General features: G+C 71.6%; 20 protein-coding genes. 14 read left to right on the top strand and 6 right to left on the bottom strand.

Annotated features, from left to right (window positions below; all coding sequences use genetic code 11):
- Nucleotides 1-97: 97 nt before the first annotated feature.
- Nucleotides 98-403, top strand: a complete 306-nt coding sequence (locus tag RGQ06_RS07640) for a hypothetical protein (protein WP_432427161.1) — start codon at nt 98-100, stop codon at nt 401-403.
- A gap of 35 nt (nt 404-438) precedes the next feature.
- On the opposite strand, the gene RGQ06_RS07635 is transcribed toward RGQ06_RS07640, so the two are convergent.
- Both RGQ06_RS07635 and RGQ06_RS07630 read right to left on the bottom strand, forming a co-directional pair.
- A complete protein-coding gene (locus RGQ06_RS07635) occupies nt 439-1,266 on the bottom strand; it encodes an MBL fold metallo-hydrolase (RefSeq protein WP_432427162.1) in 828 nt (275 codons plus the stop codon).
- A 12-nt stretch (nt 1,267-1,278) separates the two neighbouring features.
- Nucleotides 1,279-2,196: an EamA family transporter gene (locus RGQ06_RS07630; protein ID WP_432427163.1), complete on the bottom strand. Its 918-nt coding sequence runs from the start codon at nt 2,194-2,196 to the stop codon at nt 1,279-1,281.
- A 91-nt stretch (nt 2,197-2,287) separates the two neighbouring features.
- Here RGQ06_RS07630 and RGQ06_RS07625 point away from each other — a divergent pair, with 91 nt between their 5' ends.
- The 3 genes from RGQ06_RS07625 (at nt 2,288) to RGQ06_RS07615 (ending at nt 5,951) form a co-directional block, all read left to right on the top strand.
- Nucleotides 2,288-2,782, top strand: coding sequence for a MarR family winged helix-turn-helix transcriptional regulator (locus tag RGQ06_RS07625; RefSeq protein ID WP_432427164.1), 495 nt, complete (start codon nt 2,288-2,290; stop codon nt 2,780-2,782).
- 72 nt (nt 2,783-2,854) lie between these two features.
- Nucleotides 2,855-5,044: a putative bifunctional diguanylate cyclase/phosphodiesterase gene (locus tag RGQ06_RS07620; RefSeq protein ID WP_432427165.1), complete on the top strand. Its 2,190-nt coding sequence runs from the start codon at nt 2,855-2,857 to the stop codon at nt 5,042-5,044.
- Between the two features lie 10 nt (nt 5,045-5,054).
- Nucleotides 5,055-5,951: a TauD/TfdA dioxygenase family protein gene (locus RGQ06_RS07615; RefSeq protein ID WP_432427166.1), complete on the top strand. Its 897-nt coding sequence runs from the start codon at nt 5,055-5,057 to the stop codon at nt 5,949-5,951.
- Here the strand turns inward: RGQ06_RS07615 and RGQ06_RS07610 are convergent.
- Entirely contained in the window at nt 5,930-6,346 is a 417-nt protein-coding gene (locus RGQ06_RS07610; protein ID WP_432427167.1) for a DUF5655 domain-containing protein, read from the bottom strand. The two genes, RGQ06_RS07615 and RGQ06_RS07610, sit on opposite strands and share 22 nt — an antisense overlap.
- Nucleotides 6,347-6,543: 197 nt before the next feature.
- Between RGQ06_RS07610 and RGQ06_RS07605 the strand changes: the two genes are divergently transcribed.
- The 5 genes from RGQ06_RS07605 to RGQ06_RS07585 all read left to right on the top strand — a co-directional run bounded on the left by RGQ06_RS07605 (nt 6,544) and on the right by RGQ06_RS07585 (nt 10,408).
- Nucleotides 6,544-7,878 carry a DUF222 domain-containing protein gene (locus RGQ06_RS07605; RefSeq protein ID WP_432427168.1) on the top strand — a complete coding sequence of 445 codons (1,335 nt, stop codon included), beginning with the start codon at nt 6,544-6,546 and terminating at the stop codon, nt 7,876-7,878.
- Nucleotides 7,879-7,970: 92 nt separating this feature from the next.
- Nucleotides 7,971-8,981, top strand: coding sequence for a DUF6687 family protein (locus RGQ06_RS07600; RefSeq protein WP_432427711.1), 1,011 nt, complete (start codon nt 7,971-7,973; stop codon nt 8,979-8,981).
- Between the two features lie 47 nt (nt 8,982-9,028).
- Complete coding sequence (locus RGQ06_RS07595; protein WP_432427169.1) at nt 9,029-9,256, top strand: FitA-like ribbon-helix-helix domain-containing protein; 228 nt, start codon at nt 9,029-9,031, stop codon at nt 9,254-9,256.
- Nucleotides 9,253-9,639 carry a type II toxin-antitoxin system VapC family toxin gene (locus RGQ06_RS07590; protein ID WP_432427170.1) on the top strand — a complete coding sequence of 129 codons (387 nt, stop codon included), beginning with the start codon at nt 9,253-9,255 and terminating at the stop codon, nt 9,637-9,639. Before RGQ06_RS07595 ends, RGQ06_RS07590 begins: the two co-directional genes overlap by 4 nt.
- 1 nt (nt 9,640) lies before the next feature.
- Entirely contained in the window at nt 9,641-10,408 is a 768-nt protein-coding gene (locus RGQ06_RS07585) for a DUF6454 family protein (protein WP_432427171.1), read from the top strand.
- A gap of 3 nt (nt 10,409-10,411) precedes the next feature.
- On the opposite strand, the gene RGQ06_RS07580 is transcribed toward RGQ06_RS07585, so the two are convergent.
- Entirely contained in the window at nt 10,412-10,840 is a 429-nt protein-coding gene (locus tag RGQ06_RS07580; protein ID WP_432427172.1) for a hypothetical protein, read from the bottom strand.
- Between the two features lie 4 nt (nt 10,841-10,844).
- Here RGQ06_RS07580 and RGQ06_RS07575 point away from each other — a divergent pair, with 4 nt between their 5' ends.
- The 5 genes from RGQ06_RS07575 to RGQ06_RS07555 all read left to right on the top strand — a co-directional run bounded on the left by RGQ06_RS07575 (nt 10,845) and on the right by RGQ06_RS07555 (nt 14,061).
- A complete protein-coding gene (locus tag RGQ06_RS07575) occupies nt 10,845-11,093 on the top strand; it encodes a cupin domain-containing protein (RefSeq protein WP_432427173.1) in 249 nt (82 codons plus the stop codon).
- Between the two features lie 119 nt (nt 11,094-11,212).
- Nucleotides 11,213-11,413, top strand: a complete 201-nt coding sequence (locus tag RGQ06_RS07570; RefSeq protein ID WP_432427174.1) for a hypothetical protein — start codon at nt 11,213-11,215, stop codon at nt 11,411-11,413.
- 11 nt (nt 11,414-11,424) lie between these two features.
- Entirely contained in the window at nt 11,425-11,850 is a 426-nt protein-coding gene (locus RGQ06_RS07565) for a PPOX class F420-dependent oxidoreductase (protein WP_432427175.1), read from the top strand.
- Nucleotides 11,851-12,041: 191 nt separating this feature from the next.
- Nucleotides 12,042-13,697, top strand: a complete 1,656-nt coding sequence (locus tag RGQ06_RS07560) for a long-chain fatty acid--CoA ligase (RefSeq protein ID WP_432427176.1) — start codon at nt 12,042-12,044, stop codon at nt 13,695-13,697.
- Between the two features lie 85 nt (nt 13,698-13,782).
- Nucleotides 13,783-14,061, top strand: coding sequence for a hypothetical protein (locus RGQ06_RS07555; protein ID WP_432427177.1), 279 nt, complete (start codon nt 13,783-13,785; stop codon nt 14,059-14,061).
- 1 nt (nt 14,062) lies between these two features.
- On the opposite strand, the gene RGQ06_RS07550 is transcribed toward RGQ06_RS07555, so the two are convergent.
- Together RGQ06_RS07550 and RGQ06_RS07545 are read right to left on the bottom strand one after the other, a co-directional pair.
- Nucleotides 14,063-14,482: a VOC family protein gene (locus RGQ06_RS07550; protein ID WP_432427178.1), complete on the bottom strand. Its 420-nt coding sequence runs from the start codon at nt 14,480-14,482 to the stop codon at nt 14,063-14,065.
- A gap of 90 nt (nt 14,483-14,572) precedes the next feature.
- Complete coding sequence (locus tag RGQ06_RS07545) at nt 14,573-15,280, bottom strand: PIG-L deacetylase family protein (RefSeq protein ID WP_432427179.1); 708 nt, start codon at nt 15,278-15,280, stop codon at nt 14,573-14,575.

The raw sequence follows: 15,280 nt of genomic DNA, 5'->3' as shown, positions 1-15,280 counted from the left end.
GCCCATGGCAGGAGCATGCGGAGGGCGTAGAACGGGTGTGACGGAAGCGCCACCCAGCGTGGTGGCGCACCGGTCGACGAGATCGTCGAGGTGCGACATGAGCGATGCAGATCGACCAGAGGACGGGGGCGGCCTGAGCTTCCCCGAGCGGGACGCCATGGTGGCGGCGCTCGTCGGCGTCAGTCCCGACCGGCTCCGCACCATCCGGCGGGTGCAGCGCAAGCGCACCGGCGGTCTCCAACCCCGCGGGGCCGAGGCGCGCTGGCAGCGGATCGACGAGCTGTCCGACGATGCGCTCTTCGCCACCTTCCGCCGCCACGAGGCACGAGCGCGTGCCGTCACCCGCGCTGCCATCGCCTCACCGATCGAGCGGCTCCCCCGCCGCCTCGCCCCCCGGCGCTGAGCGCGCTGGGAGGTTGACGGTCGGGCCCTGCGCGGTCACGCGCCTGCGGGGAGCACCGACTGGATCGCGTCGAGCACCGACTGGTCCGGCTGCGGTGGCACGACCGCCGACGGAGCAATGCGGGTCGCCGCGATGGCGTCGGCCACGTGACCCCTGCCGATCATCGGCGTGTGGCAGCCGGCCAGCACCTGGGGCTGCAGATCGGCGATGCGGTCGACGGTGCGCTGGAACTTGGCGTCGTCGACCACCTGCAGCCACGGGCTGATGTACTGGGCGAAGACGTGGATGCCCTCGAGCCACGGCACCAGATCCAGCTCGGCCACGTCGCGCACCGGCACTGCCATGGGGCTGGCGAAGGCGTCGGAGCCCCAGTACACCTCGGTGAGCGGGTCGAACAGGCCACGGGTGGTGCCCGAGTCGAACACCGGCGGGCGCACGATGCGCAGGGTGCGGTCGCCGACGTCGAGCGAGTCGCCGTCCTGCACCCAGCGCCAGCGGCTGGCCGGGACCTCGAGGGAGGCACCCATGCGCTCCTGCATGAACCAGTCGATGACCAGGGTGGCGTTGGGGGCAGCCGCCATCAGCGCGTTGAGGTTGCCCGTGTGGTCGACGTCGTCGTGGCTGATGAACACCCATCGGATGTCCTCGGGCTCGACGAGGGAGAACACGTCGGCCAGGTACTGGTCGCGGTTCTCCATCATCCCGGTGTCGACCACGACGGGTTCGGCGGCCCGGATGACCATGGTGTTCAGGGCGACCGACACCGGCTCGGTGCCCTCGCCCTGGTGGTCGTGGATCAGGAACGTCTCCGGCGCGATGCGGGTCGGTTCGAAGCGGGTCTTGGTCTGAGGTGCGGTGTGCACGGTTGTTCTCCTTCAGCTGGTTGGTTCCAGGACGGGTCCGCCGAGGGCCGGTCGGGCCGGCACGGGTGCGGGGGTGCGCACTCGGCCCTGGCCGATGCGCAGCGCGAGCAGGACGAGGAGGGCGCCGGCCACCTGGCCGCCGGTGAGGCGCTGGTGGAGCACCAGCCAGCCGACGGTGGTGGCGACGAGGGGGCTGAGCAGGCCGAGGAGCGACACCCGCTGCACGGGCAGGCGCTCGACGCCGCGGAACCACACGACGTAGGCGCCGGCCGTGCCGGCGGTGGCCAACCAGACGTGGCCGGCCAGGTTCGTGGCGGTGAGGGTCGGGGGCAGGCCCTCGACCACGAGCAGCAGCGGGGCGAGCACCAGGCCGCCGGCCACCAGCTGCCAGCCGGTCGCGGCGAGCAGCGGCATGGCCCGACCCCAGCGCTTGGTGAGCACCACGCCCGTGGCCATCGAGAGTGTTCCGGCGACCCCAGCAGCGACACCCACGGCGTCGAGGCCCACCCGGCTGCGCAGCACGAGCAGCCCCACGCCGACGATCCCGAGGGCGCCGGCGACGACGGTCCGGGATCGCACCCGCTCGCCGAGCAGCAGAGCCCCGAGCCCGGCGACGACCAGGGGCTGGATCGCCCCGAGCGTCGCCGCCACGCCGCCGGGCAGCCGGGTGGCGGCCACGAAGAGGAGGGCGAAGAACGCTCCGACGTTGAGGGTGCCGAGGACGGCGATGCGCCCCCACCACCCCGCTGGCGGCCGGGCGCCGGTGACCGCCACCAGCGCGATCCCGGCGGGCAGCGCCCGGAGGGTGGCGGCGAGCAGCGGCCGGTCCGGAGGAAGGAGCTCGGTGGTCACCGCGTACGTCGTCCCCCAGGTGATGGGGGCGAGGGCGGTGACCAGCAGCACCCCGGTCGGTCCTTGCTCGGTGCGCATGTCCACCCTCCTTCGTGAAGTATCTTGATGACAAGATACATGGGAGATAGCAATGTCGCAAGATACTCACCAGCAAGATACTTCGGATGCCGTGGACGAGATCGTTGCGGCCTGGGCGGTGGAGATGCCCGAGCTCGACACCACGGCCAAGCACGTCACGGGGCGGATCATCCGTCTCGGCGCCTTGTTCCAGCAGGCCTTCGGCGAGTCGTCGGCCACGGTCGGGCTCGAGAACGCGGACTTCGGCATCCTCGCCGCGCTCCGGCGCGCCGGCCCCGACCACGCCGTCACGCCCACCGAGCTGGCCCGCCGGCGCATGATGACCTCCGGAGGGATGACTGCGGCGATCGACCGCCTCGACCGGCGCGGCCTCGTCGAGCGGGTCCCCAACCCGGCCGACCGTCGCGGGAGCCTGGTGCGCCTCACCGACGCCGGCCGGGACGCGATCGACCAGGCGGTCGTCCTGCAGCAGGACGTCGAGCACCGCATGGTCGAGCCGCTCGATGACGAAGAGGTCGCCCAGCTGACCGGGCTCCTCCGCCGGCTCCTCCTCGCCGTCGACCCGGACACGCCAACCCGGGGCTGAGGTCCGCGCCACTTGCTCACGTTGCGTGTTCGACCGTTCACGGGACGTCGGCACCCACTACCGTCGACCGGCGTGCGCCGCACCGCAATCCGTCGTTCGGAGCGCTTCGTGCCCACGCTGGGGGATCGAGCCGCTGACCGCATGTCCGGGCACGCCCTCGACGCGCGACCGCAGTTGCCGGTCGCCCGCCCGGCCCAGGCCGATCTGATCGCCGCGATCCCCGACGCGATCCTCTCGACCGACGAGCACTTCTGCATCACGTCGTGGAACCCGGCAGCGGAGCGCACGTACGGGTGGACCGAGTGCGAGGCCCTCGGCCGAAGCGTGGGCGACCTCCTGTGGCAGGACGCCGATCGGGAGCGTCGGGTGCTGTCGAGCTTCCTCGGCGAGGGCTCCTGGGTCGGCGAGACCACGCACTGCCGCAAGGACGGCTCCACCGTGGCCATCCGGGCGTCGGTCCGGGCCCTCCTCGACGACGACGGGCGCTTCGCCGGTGTGGTCGGCATCTGCGAGGACATCACCGATCGGAAGGCCGCCGAGGCCGCTCGCGAGGCAGCCGAGCAGCGGTTCACCACCGTCGTTGCCTCGCTCGACGAAGGGATCCTGGTCATCGGCCAGGACGAGCGCATCCAGACCGCCAACGAGTCCGCGGCTCACATCCTCGGCACGACCGTCGATCACCTCGAAGGCTCGACGCTTTCAGGAACCGGCCTGGCGCTCAGCGTGGAGGACCGGGACGGCAACCCCGTGCCGGCCCACCGGTGGCCGGGCCTACTCGCCCTCCGGGCCGGCACCTCCACCGAGCACATGGAGCTCGCCGTCACCCTCCGAGACGGACGACGGCGCTGGCTCACGGTGAACTGCCAGCCGATCGGCGGCGCCACCGGCGTCGCAGCCGTCGTGTCCTTCCACGACGTCACCGACCGGCACCTCGCCGCCGAGGACCTGGCGTGGGCCGCGACCCACGACCGGTTGACCGGGTTGCGGAACCGCCAGCACCTGATCGAGCGCATCGAGTGCTCCCTCGAGCAGGTCGATGCGCCGCCGGTCGCCGTGCTCTTCTGCGACCTCGACCGCTTCAAGGAGATCAACGACTCCCTCGGCCACGAGGTCGGCGACGTCGCGCTCGTCGAGGTCGCCGAGCGGTTGCGCAGCGCCGTGGGTCCGAGCTGCACCCTGGCGCGGCACGGAGGCGACGAGTTCGTGGTGCTGTGCGCGGGCGGCGGGTACGACGACGTCGTCGCCATGGCGGAGCGGCTGATCGACGTGGTGTCGACGCCCATCACCCTGCACGCCGCCGGCTCGGTCCACCAGGTCGTCATCGGCGCATCGGTCGGCATCGCCTTCGGGTCGCACGGCGACGTGTCCACCGACCTCATCCGGGACGCCGACGTCGCGATGTACGCGGCCAAGAAGGGGGCGGGCAGCCCGATCGCCGTCTTCGACCGGGCCATGCGCGAACGGGCCCAGCGACGGCTCTCGACGCGCGAGGACCTCCGCCACGCCATCGAGACCGGAGCACTGCAGGTGCACTACCAGCCGATCTGCCGGACCTCGGACCTCACCGTCACGGGCTACGAGGCCCTCGTGCGATGGGATCACCCGACGCACGGCTGGTTGGCGCCCGATGACTTCGTCCCGTTGGCCGAGGAATCGGGTCTGGTGTCGGCCCTCGGCACCTGGGTCCTGCAGGCTGCCACCTCCCAGACCGCCGCGTGGCGGGCGTCGGGCCGGCACGTGTACGTGTCGGTGAACCTGTCCGCCCGCCAGCTGACCGATCCGGAGCTCGTCGCCACGGTCGAGGCGGCGCTCGACGTTGCGGGGCTCGATCCCTCGGCGCTGTGGCTGGAGCTCACCGAGTCCGCGCTCGCCGAGGACGCCGATGCCGCCGGGGAGGTGCTCCACCGGTTGCGCTCGATCGGGGTCCGAGTGGCGATCGACGACTTCGGCACCGGCTACTCGTCCCTGGCCCGCCTGGCGAACTTCGACGTCTCGGCGCTGAAGATCGATCGGAGCTTCGTGGCGAGCATGACCTCGAGCGGCACCGACGGCGCCATCGTCAAGGCCGTCGTCGCCCTCGCCCACGAGCTCGGCCTCCGCGTCGTCGCCGAAGGCGTGGAGCGCTGCGAGCAGCTCGACGTGCTGCGCTCGCTCGGCTGCGACCTGGCCCAGGGGTTCCTCCTCGGCCGGCCGACCTCGGCCGACGACCCGGCCCTCGCGGTCGAGTCCGGTTCGGGGACACCGTCCGTCGCACTGTCGTAGCCTCGGTCCGATGACCGGCGCTCCCGTCCGCCCCGACCTCGACGTCCGCCCGCTCTCGGGGTCGCTCGGCGCCGAGGTCCGTGGCATCGCCCTGGCCGACGCCACGCCCGCCGACGCCGAGGCGATCCACCAGCTGCTGCTCGAGCACATGGTGCTGTTCTTCCCCGACCAGCACCTCAACCCCGACGAGCACATCGCGTTCGGCCGACACTTCGGCACGCTCGAGTCGCACCCGAACCTGGCGTTCGAGTCCGAGCGCCCGGAGTTCTTCGAGCTGCGGGCCGAGGACGGCGCCGGCGCGATCGCCGACGAGTGGCACAGCGACATCAGCTTCGAGGCCAACCCGTCCCGCTTCGCCATCCTGCAGGTGAAGGAGTGCCCCGAGGTCGGCGGCGACACGATGTGGGCCAACTCGGCCAAGGCCTACGACGAGCTGTCGCCGCCGCTGCGCGACCTGTGCGACGGCCTCACCGCCCTCCACGACGCCGGCCCGCACCTCCACCCCGAGAAGACGTGGATCCACCCGGTCGTGCGGGTGCACCCGGAGACCGGTCGGCGGTCGCTGTTCGTCAACGAGCACTTCACCCGTCGCATCGTGGAGCTGAGCGATGCCGAGTCCGCCATGATCCTCGCCCACCTGTGCCGCTGGATCCACGAGCCCCGCTTCACCGTCCGGTACCGGTGGTCGGCGGGCACGGTCGCCATGTGGGACAACCGCACGACCCAGCACCACGTGCTGAACGACTTCCACGGCGTGCGGGTCATCCAGCGGGTCACGGTGATGGGTGACGAGCCCGAAGCGGCCGTGCCCCCACGCTGGCCGGCCTACGGGTCGAAGACCGCGACCTACTGGCGAGACACCCCGATGCGCCAGCAGCTCAAGCGTCAGCCGACCTCGAGCGCGTAGGCGTCCGTCAGCCAGTCCCGCACCAGGTCGTCGACCTCGTCGGCGTCCGCCACGTTGACCACGTGGTGCCACCGGCCGCTGTGCTCCGCCGGCTTGCGGGAGATGCGCGAGTGGTCGATGCGCTGCGGGGAGAAGAACGACAGCGCCACCCACTTCGTCATCGGTCGCAGCTGGGCGAACGTGGTGTGGACCTTGAAGAAGATGCCCACGGAGACGGGCTCCACGTGGACGTCGCCGAGGCTCGACAGGTGCGCGTGCACCGCCTCGAAGATCGGCCGCTCCCGCTCCGGTCCGGTCGAGAAGTACTCCTCGAGCGACAGCGCCGGCGCGCACTCGTGACCCTGCCGGGTGCGGCCGAACTCACGGCCGCAGTCGGGGCACGTCCACCGGGTCACCGCCCCATCCTCCCACCGGGTCGGGGCCGGCGGCGTTCCTGTCAGACCCCCTGAGTTGAATGATGGGTAGGCGCTCCGGCTGGGGCTGGAGGTGCCACTCGTCGGCTTCGCGTCGACCGTCACTGCGATGAGGAAGGAGCTGCGCGGATGCGCTGCCACCGACCACACACCGGTGGCGTCTCGGGGGAGACGTTGCCGTGACCGATCTGTTGGAACCCGTGGGTGACTTGGGCGACGCGCTGGACATGCTCGAGGTCGCCGTCGGCATGGTCCAAGCCGCCGACCTCGACGGGCTATCCCCCAAGGAGGAGCTCGCGCTCGTGGGCCGGGTCGAGAAGCTGCGCCGCCGGTTGGATCACGGCACCGACCGCACGGTCGCGCACCTCGACGCCAGTGCGGCGTTCAGCCTGGATGGGCACAAGACGGCCAAGGGGGCGTTGAAGGCGATCGGTCGCCTGTCGGGGTCGGAGGCCCACGGGCGGGTGCAGACCAGCCGGGCCCTGCCGAGATTGCCCCTGGTCGAGGCCGCGTACGCCCGAGGCGAGATCCCCACTGAGCACATGCGGGCCATGGCCCGCACCATCGCGAACCCGCGTGTGGCCGAGTGGGTGCCGGATGCGGATCCGATCTTCGCTCACCACGCCACCGTGCTCGGCTACGACGACTTCGTGGCTGCGCTGCGCCAGTGGGAGGCCCTGGCCGACGCGGACGGCGCCGACCAGGCCGCAGAGCGGTGCCACGAGCGCCGGAACGCGTCCCTCCAGGAGTCGGCCATCGATGGGTCGTTCCGTCTCGAGGCGAACCATGGTGGGTTGCAGGGGGCGGCGATGGCGGAGATCTTCGAACGGTTCGAGACCGCCGAGCTGCACGCCGACTGGGCCGCCGCCCGCGAGATCCACGGCGACGACGCCCGCGTCGAGCACCTGGAACGCACCCCCGCCCAGCGGCGGGCCGATGCCATCTTCGAGATCTTCCGCCGCGCCGCCGCAGCTGAGGGTTGCTCGCCGGAGCCGTTGGTGAACATCGTCGTGGACCAAGAGACGTTCGAAGACGAGCTGCGCCGCGGCGCTGGGGTTTCGGTGACCGTCGACCCGAACGAGGTGCTCGACCGTCGACGTTGCCACGCCATGGACGGAACACCGCTCCGCCCCGCCGAAGCCGTCGCTGCTGCCCTCGTCGGCCACGTCCGCCGCGTCGTCATCGACTCGGCCGGCACCGTCATCGACCTCGGCCGTCGCCAACGCCTGTTCACCGGCTCCGCTCGCGACGCAGCGTTCCTCCAAGCCCTGCTGCGAGGACCCGGAGGGCTCGGCTGTCTGTGGCCAGGCTGTGACGGACGGGGCAAGAACCTGCAGGTCGACCACCGCGACCCAGCCTGTCGGGGCGGACCCACCAACACCGACAACTCCGACGCGTACTGCGGGTTCCACAACCGGACCAAGGAACACGGCTTCCGCCCCGTCCGCCATCCCGATGGCACCTGGACCATCCACCGACCCGACGACGACGGACCCATCACCCCACCCGTCTGATCTGGACCGCGCCAGCCCGCGGCCGCCGACCGCCGGGTCGGCCGCACGGGCGCGCCCGCGCACCGCCGCGCCGTAGCGTCTCCCCCGTGTCGATGACCCCGTTGCGGTTCACCGGCTACGAGCGTTCGGCCGAGGTGCCGAACGTCGTGGTCGACGGGTCACCGAACGCCGGCACCGTGCTGGTGCTGTCGCACTGGCCGGGGATGCCGACGCCGCCTGGAGTCGAGGCTGACAGCTCCTGCCAGATGGTGTTCCGCTACCTCGACCGTGGCGCCGACCTGCACGACGGCGCCCGGGTCGTCACCAACAACCACTTCGACCAGGACGGCCTGGCCGGCATCTACCCACTCATCGATCCCGACGACGGTGTGCGGCGCCGGCGCCAGCTCGAGGGCCTGGCCTCGGCGGGCGACTTCGGGGTCGCACCGGACCGGACGTCGGCTCGGATCTCGATGGCCGTCTCGGCACTGGCCGACCCGGACACCTCACCGCTGGTGCTGCCCGACGACTACGACGAGCGCTGCGTCGTCCTCTACGAGCACGCGCTCGATGTGCTCCCGTCCTGGCTCGACGACCCGGAGCGGTGCCGGGCCCTGTGGGCCGAAGAGGATGCCGAGCTCGACGCTGCGGCGGCCGCGTTTGCCGCCGGACAGGTGCAGATCGAGGAGCACCCCGACGTCGACCTCGCAGTGGTGACGCTGGCGGAGGGCGGTCGTTCGGCCGGACATCGCTTCGCCGGCCGCCGCTTCGACGGCATCCACCCGATGGCGCTGCATGCAGCCACGGAGCGTTCGGTGGTACTCGTGGTCGATCCCGCCGAGGGCCGTCATCATCTGACCTGCCGCTACGAGGGCTGGGTGCAGTTCCGGTCACGACCCATCCGCCCCCGCGTGGACCTCGCCCCGCTGGCCGGGCGGCTCACGGCCGAGGAGCCGGCGGGAGCGGTCTGGTCGTCGACGCCACCCTCCGACCTCACGCCCGAGCTGGCCACCGTCGCGGACGGGCCAGGCTCATCGCTCGGACCGGAACGGGTGATCGGCGAGGTGACGCGGTATCTGGCCGAGGCGCCGCCGGCGTGGGACCCCTACGATCTGCAGGCCTGACATCCCCCTTGGGTGCGACACATGCACATTGCATGTACGATGACAGCATGAAGACGATCCAGGTGCGTGAGGTCCCCGACGAGGTCCACGCCGAGCTCCGATCGCGTGCCGCTGCTGCCGGGACGTCGCTGTCGGACTACGTGCTGGGCGAGCTCGAGCGAGTCACTCGACGGTCCAGCAACGCCGAGGTCCTCCTCCGCGCGGCCCAGCGGGACTGGTCGGTCTCACGAGTCGAGACCCGACGGCTCCTGGACGAGGCACGCGCCGAGCGGTGATCGTCCTCGATGCCTCCGCCGCCATCGAGGTACTGATCGGCGAACCCAACGAGACGCTGGCCGCTCGCCTCGCGGGCGAGGCGGTCCTGCACGCTCCACACCTGCTCGACACCGAGGTGCTGCACGTCCTGCGGCGGCTGGAGCAGCAGGGCAGCTTGACTGGCGACCGGGTCGATGGCGCACGCCGGCTGTTCGAGCTCCTCGAGATCGACCGGTACCCCCACGTCCCGCTGTCAGCGCGCGTGTGGGAGCTCCGGCCAGTGCTGTCCGCGCACGACGCGACCTACGTCGCCCTCGCCGAGGCCCTCGATGCGACCTTGGTGACCACGGATCGCCGGATCGCCGGCGCCAGCGGGCTCCATGCGCAGGTCGAGGTCCATTGACATGACCGTCCACACGCGGGTGCTGGAGCGCCTCGACCGCAGCACCCGCTGGCAGCTCGAGTCGTCGGTCGAGGTGCAGACCGACGTCGGACACCCGCAGGGGCTGATGCCCTGGGGCGAGCACTGGCTGGTGTCCACGGTGCACGGCGACGGGCGGGGCGAGCTCCTGGTGGTCGACACCGACGGAGCCGTCCAGCAACGGCAAGACGTCACGGACGGCGAGCGCTTCCACCCCGGTGGCATCTCCTCGGACCGGGGTCGCTGCTGGGTGCCGGTGGCGGAGTACCGGCCAGCATCGACCACCACCGTCATCTGCGTCGACGAGGAGCTGCGCACCACGGCGCGCTTCGGCTTCGACGACCACCTCGGCGCGGTCTGCGATCTTCCCGACGACACGCTGCTCGCCGTGTCGTGGGGGTCCCGCACCATCTACCGGCTGGACCACGAGGGCGCCGTCCTGGATCAGCGGACCAACCCCAACCTGTTCGTCGACCACCAGGACCTCACGGTGATCGATGCCACCACCGTCGTGGCCACCGGGCTCGGTGCCATCGCTGTGCCGGAGGGGCGGGTGCAGCTCGGCGGGCTGACCCTGCTCGACGTCGACACGCTGGCCCCGAGCGTCGAGGTCCCGGTGCAAGCGTGGATGCCGTCAGGACGGGTCATCACCTACAACGGCGCCCACGTCGACACGCCCGACGTCGCGCGGATCCGGTGCATCGTCGACGACCAGGCCGCAGCGATCGCCACGTGGGTGGAGCGGCGCTGACCTTCAGCCGTCCCGACGGGCCCGCAGCACCACGTCGGGCACGTTCGGACCCTGGCGACCCTCGGGCATCTCCCGCGGTCGGACCTCGTGGACCTCGATGGTCCAGCCGTCGCCGTCGCCGTCACCGAGCAGGTCGGCGACGTCGGGCGGCTGCACGTAGTCGGCCGGGTCGAAGTGGGGGTGGTGGTGCCCGTCCACGCTGTCGAAGGAGTGGCCGACGACGAGGAGCGTGCCACCGGGTGCGACCGCGTCGACGATCGAGCGGATCAGGCGATCGCCGGCGTCGTGGCGCAGCGCCGGGTACTGCAGCGAGACCAGGTCGTAGGCGCCCGGCTCCGGGGGGTCGACGGCGAGGTCCACGGCCCGCCAATCGACGGAGACGCCGGCGTCACCGGCCGCCTTCTCTGCCCGGTCGATCGCCGGCTCGACCACGGCCATGAAGGTGCGGTTGGAGCCGGGCGCGCCGCGCGGCGAGCCTCGCGTGCACCCGGGCCACGACTGGCTCTACGTGCTCGAGGGCCGGATCCTGCTCACCCTCGGCGAGCGCCAGATGATCGTGGAGGCGGGCGAGGCGGCCGAGTTCTCGACCATGACCCCACACGCGATCGATGCCATCGACGGGGTCGCTGAGCTGCTCATGGTCTTCGACGGCGACGGCCAGCGGGCCCACTCGCACACCGACTGACCGGCAACCCGCTTCCCCTCCGGGCGGTGCAGGCGTACCGTCAGGGGCATGTGGCTGTGAATCGACTCCATCCCTGGCATGCGCCGGGCCGTCCGGCGCCGACGACGAGAGGAAGAGCGATGACTGCCAAGAACAAGCGTGGCTCGGGTCGCGTGACCCCCAAGGGCACGAAGAACCCGACCAAGACCGCGAAGCGTGACCGCCCCGGCATGCCCGAGGTGACCGCCGCGGCGAGCCCACCGCACGAGCTGGCGGGCAAGGCCGGCAAGCAGAGCGGCAAGATCGCGCGGCCGATCACCCACAACCGCGGCAACCGCTAGACCCGAGGGCGATGGCATCGCTCGACGACCACGCCGTGCGCGACTTCCTGTCCGCCGGCACCCGCACCGGCAAGGTGGCGTGGGTGGCGGCGGACGGGGCACCGCACGTGGCCCCGATCTGGTTCGTGCTCGACGGCGACGACATCGTCTTCAACACGGGCGCGGACACCGGGAAGGGCAAGGCGCTGTCCCGTGAGGGCCGCGTCTCGCTGGTCGTCGACGACGAGCACCCGCCGTACTCCTTCGTGAAGGTGGACGGCACCGTCACGCTGTCGGAGGACCGGGCCGAGGTCCGCCGCTTCGCCACCGTCATCGGCGGGCGCTACATGGGCGAGGACCGGGCCGAGGAGTTCGGCGCCCGCAACGGCGTGCCCGGCGAGCTGCTCGTCCGGCTCCACCCGACCCGGGTGACCGCCGCCTTCGACATCGCCGACTGACCACCCGGGTAGGTCTCCCGCCGTGTTCCTCTTCTTCTCGAACCGGCTCGGCTGCCTCGGCTCGATCGTCCTGTCCGTGGTGCTGTCGCTGGTCCTGATCGCGATCCTGCGCGCCCTGTAGCCCGGAGGCCGCCCGCGCCCCGCTACCTTCCCCGCCGACAACACGGGGACGACGACCACAGGGGGACACCGTGGACGGACTCATGCAGGACGCGCCGCTCACGCTGCCGCACTTCGTGCGGCGCGCCGAGACGCTCTTCGCCGACAAGGAGCTGGTCACGGCCACGCCCGCCGGGCGGGAGCGCACCGACTACGGCACCTGGGCCGACCGCACGCACCGCCTCGGCGGCGTGCTCGACGAGCTCGGCATCTCCGAGGACGGCCGGGTCGCCACCTTCGGGTGGAACACCGCCCGCCACCTCGAGCTGTACTTCGCTGCGCCGTGCACCGGCCGGGTGCTGCACACGCTGAACATCCGCCTGTTCCCCGAGCAGCTCACCTACATCGCCAACCACGCCGAGGACGAGGTCATCTTCGTCGACCGGTCGCTGCTCGGCCTGCTGATGCCGCTGCTGCCGACGTTCGAGACCGTGCGCCACCTGGTCGTGATGGACGACGGCGCGCCGAACGAGATCCCGAGCAACGACGGCTCCGACGGCCCCCGCATCCACGACTACGAGGACCTGCTCGCCGCCGCCGACCCGGTCGCGTTCCAAGTCGACGACGAACGACGCGCCGCGAGCATGTGCTACACGTCCGGCACCACCGGGAACCCCAAGGGCGTCGTGTACTCGCACCGCTCCACCTTCCTGCACACGCTGGGTGCGATGACCGCCGGCGGGCTCGGCGTGCACGAGCCCGACCGGATCCTGCCGGTGGTGCCGATGTTCCACGCCAACGCCTGGGGCCTCGCCCACGCAGCCGTCGCCGCCGGCGCCACGCTGGTCATGCCAGGCCCCGATCTGTCGCCGCCCTCGCTCGCTGCGCTGATCGAGGAGGAGAAGGTCACCGTCGCCGCCGGCGTGCCCACCATCTGGATGGGCGTGCTGCCCGAGCTGAAGGGCCGGGACACCTCCGCGCTGCGGGCCATCCCCTGCGGTGGGTCGGCCGTGCCCCGGGCCCTGTCGGAGGCCTACCGCGAGCAGACCGGCCTGCCGATCCTGCAGGCATGGGGTATGACCGAGACCTCACCCATCGCGTCGGTCGCCACCATCAAGTCCACCCTCGACGCCGAGCTGGACGACGACGGCCGGGCCGACCTGCGGACCACCGTCGGGCAGCCGTCGGTGTGCGTCACCGCCCGCATCGCTCGTCCGTCCGCGCCGGGTTCGCCGATCGAGGAGCTGCCGTGGGACGGCGAGTCCTCCGGCGAGCTGCAGGTGTCGGGGCCCTGGATCGCCAGCGAGTACTACGACGACGAGCGCTCGCCCGAGTCGTTCACCGACGACGGGTGGCTCAAGACCGGCGACGTCGCGGTGATCGACGGCCACGGCTACATCCGCCTGGTCGACCGCACCAAGGACGTCATCAAGTCCGGTGGCGAGTGGATCTCCTCGGTCGACCTGGAGAACGAGCTGATGGGGCACCCGGCCGTGGCCGAGGCTGCGGTCATCGGCATCCCGCACGAGAAGTGGGCCGAGCGCCCGCTGGCCTGCGTGGTGCTGAAGGAGGGCGAGTCGGCCACCAAGGAGGACCTGCTCGCCTACCTCGAGGGCCGGGTCGCCAAGTGGTGGCTCCCCGACGACATCGCCTTCATCGACGAGGTGCCGAAGACGTCGGTGGGCAAGTTCTCCAAGAAGGACCTGCGCTCGAAGTTCGAGGGCTACTCCCTGCCCACCGACGGGTAGACGACGCCCGCCCGGGGAAGGGAGGGCTCGGCGGTGCGCCGGGGCCGCGCTCCGCCGTCCGGAGACAAGGCCCCGAGGAGCTCCCGTGTCCGACATCTCCATCACCCCCGCAGGGTTGCTCATCGCCTTCTTCGCGCTCGTGGTCCTGGTCGCCCTGCTGGTGGCCGCACGGGCGTGGTCACCGAAGCGCCGCGCCGCCGACGACGACGGCGGACCCGTGATCGACCTGACCTACCTCGAGCGGGCGATCAAGTCCGACGAGGAGGCGGCCCGGCGACGCCGGGACGAGCACAAGCCCCTGCTCAGCCAGGCACCGAGCGCCGAGCCCGACCGGGCCCACCCGCTGCCGACCGACGAGCGATAGCTCAGCCCGGCATCTCGAAGCTGCTCGGCGCGCTCACCATCCAGAGCGTCCCCCAGCGGTCCGCGCACGCGCCGAACCCCGGCGACCAGAACGTCTCGCCGAAGTCCATCTCGACCTGACCGCCCTCGGCGAGCGCTTCGAACGCGCGCTTGGCCGCGTCGACGTCTGCTGCCTCGTGGTGGATGTAGGTGCCCGAGGGCGGGCTGCTCATGTCGGGGTCGTCGGACGCCATGATCATGGCGTCGCCCACCATCAGCGCCGCGTGGAGGACCATGTCGGGGTCCCAGCCGGGCGGGGTGTCCTCGCCGGCGGGCATGTCGCCGGCGCCCATGATGTGGAGGTCACCGCCGAAGATCTCCTGGTAGCGGGTGAACGCCTCGCGGCAGGTCCCCTTGAAGTTGAGGTACGGGTGGAAGGCCATCGTGGGCTCCTCGGGTCAGGTGGTGGGATTGATCTTCGCGACCTGACGGGACGAGGGCCACGGAATCATCGGTGGGGAATCATCGGCGCCTCAGCCGATGACCTCGAACGTGGTGGCGAGGCCGACACCCGCCGCCTGACCGGCCGCCTCGGCACCGCCGCGCAGGAACGCCTCCGGGTTCGCCATGTCCCCCTGGAGGTGGCGGAGGTAGGTGGCGTGGCACTGCAGGGATTCGACGCCGGCGTCGAAGGTGTCCGTGACGTCTACGAAGTGGGTGGCCTGCGGGCTGGCGTTGAACGCGGTGAAGCGGACGCCGTCCCAGGCCTCGCCGCTGTCGGGGAACACCCAGGGGTTGGCGGCATCGCGCACGGCATCGAGCAGGGCCCGGCCCACGGCGCGGTGGTCGGCGTGGTTCCAGGAGGGGCCGCCCCAGGAGTCGTGGTGGTTGATGGACAGCACCACGTCGGGCCGGTACCGCCGGATCTCCGCCGCCAGGTGCCGGCGCAGCTCGAGGCCCTCGACGACGACGCCGTCGGGGTGGCCGAGGAACTCCACGTCGGTCACGCCCACGACGGCGCAGCTGGCGACCTGCTCCTCCCGGCGGATGTGGCGCGCCTGCTCCGGCGGCATCGTGGAGATGCCGGCCTCGCCGTCCGTCACCAGCACGTAGCCGACCCACCTGCCCTGCGCGGTCCAGCGGGCCACGGCGGACGCGGCCCCGTACTCCATGTCGTCGGGGTGGGCGACGACGGCGAGGGCCCGGTCCCAGTCCTCGGGGAACGCATCGAGCTCGGTCAC

The organism is Salinilacustrithrix flava (genome assembly GCF_041228405.1).
Lineage (GTDB): Bacteria > Actinomycetota > Acidimicrobiia > Acidimicrobiales > Salinilacustritrichaceae > Salinilacustrithrix > Salinilacustrithrix flava.
The sequence above is the reverse complement of the archived record's forward strand: the minus strand, read 5'-3'. Positions and strand labels throughout refer to the sequence as shown.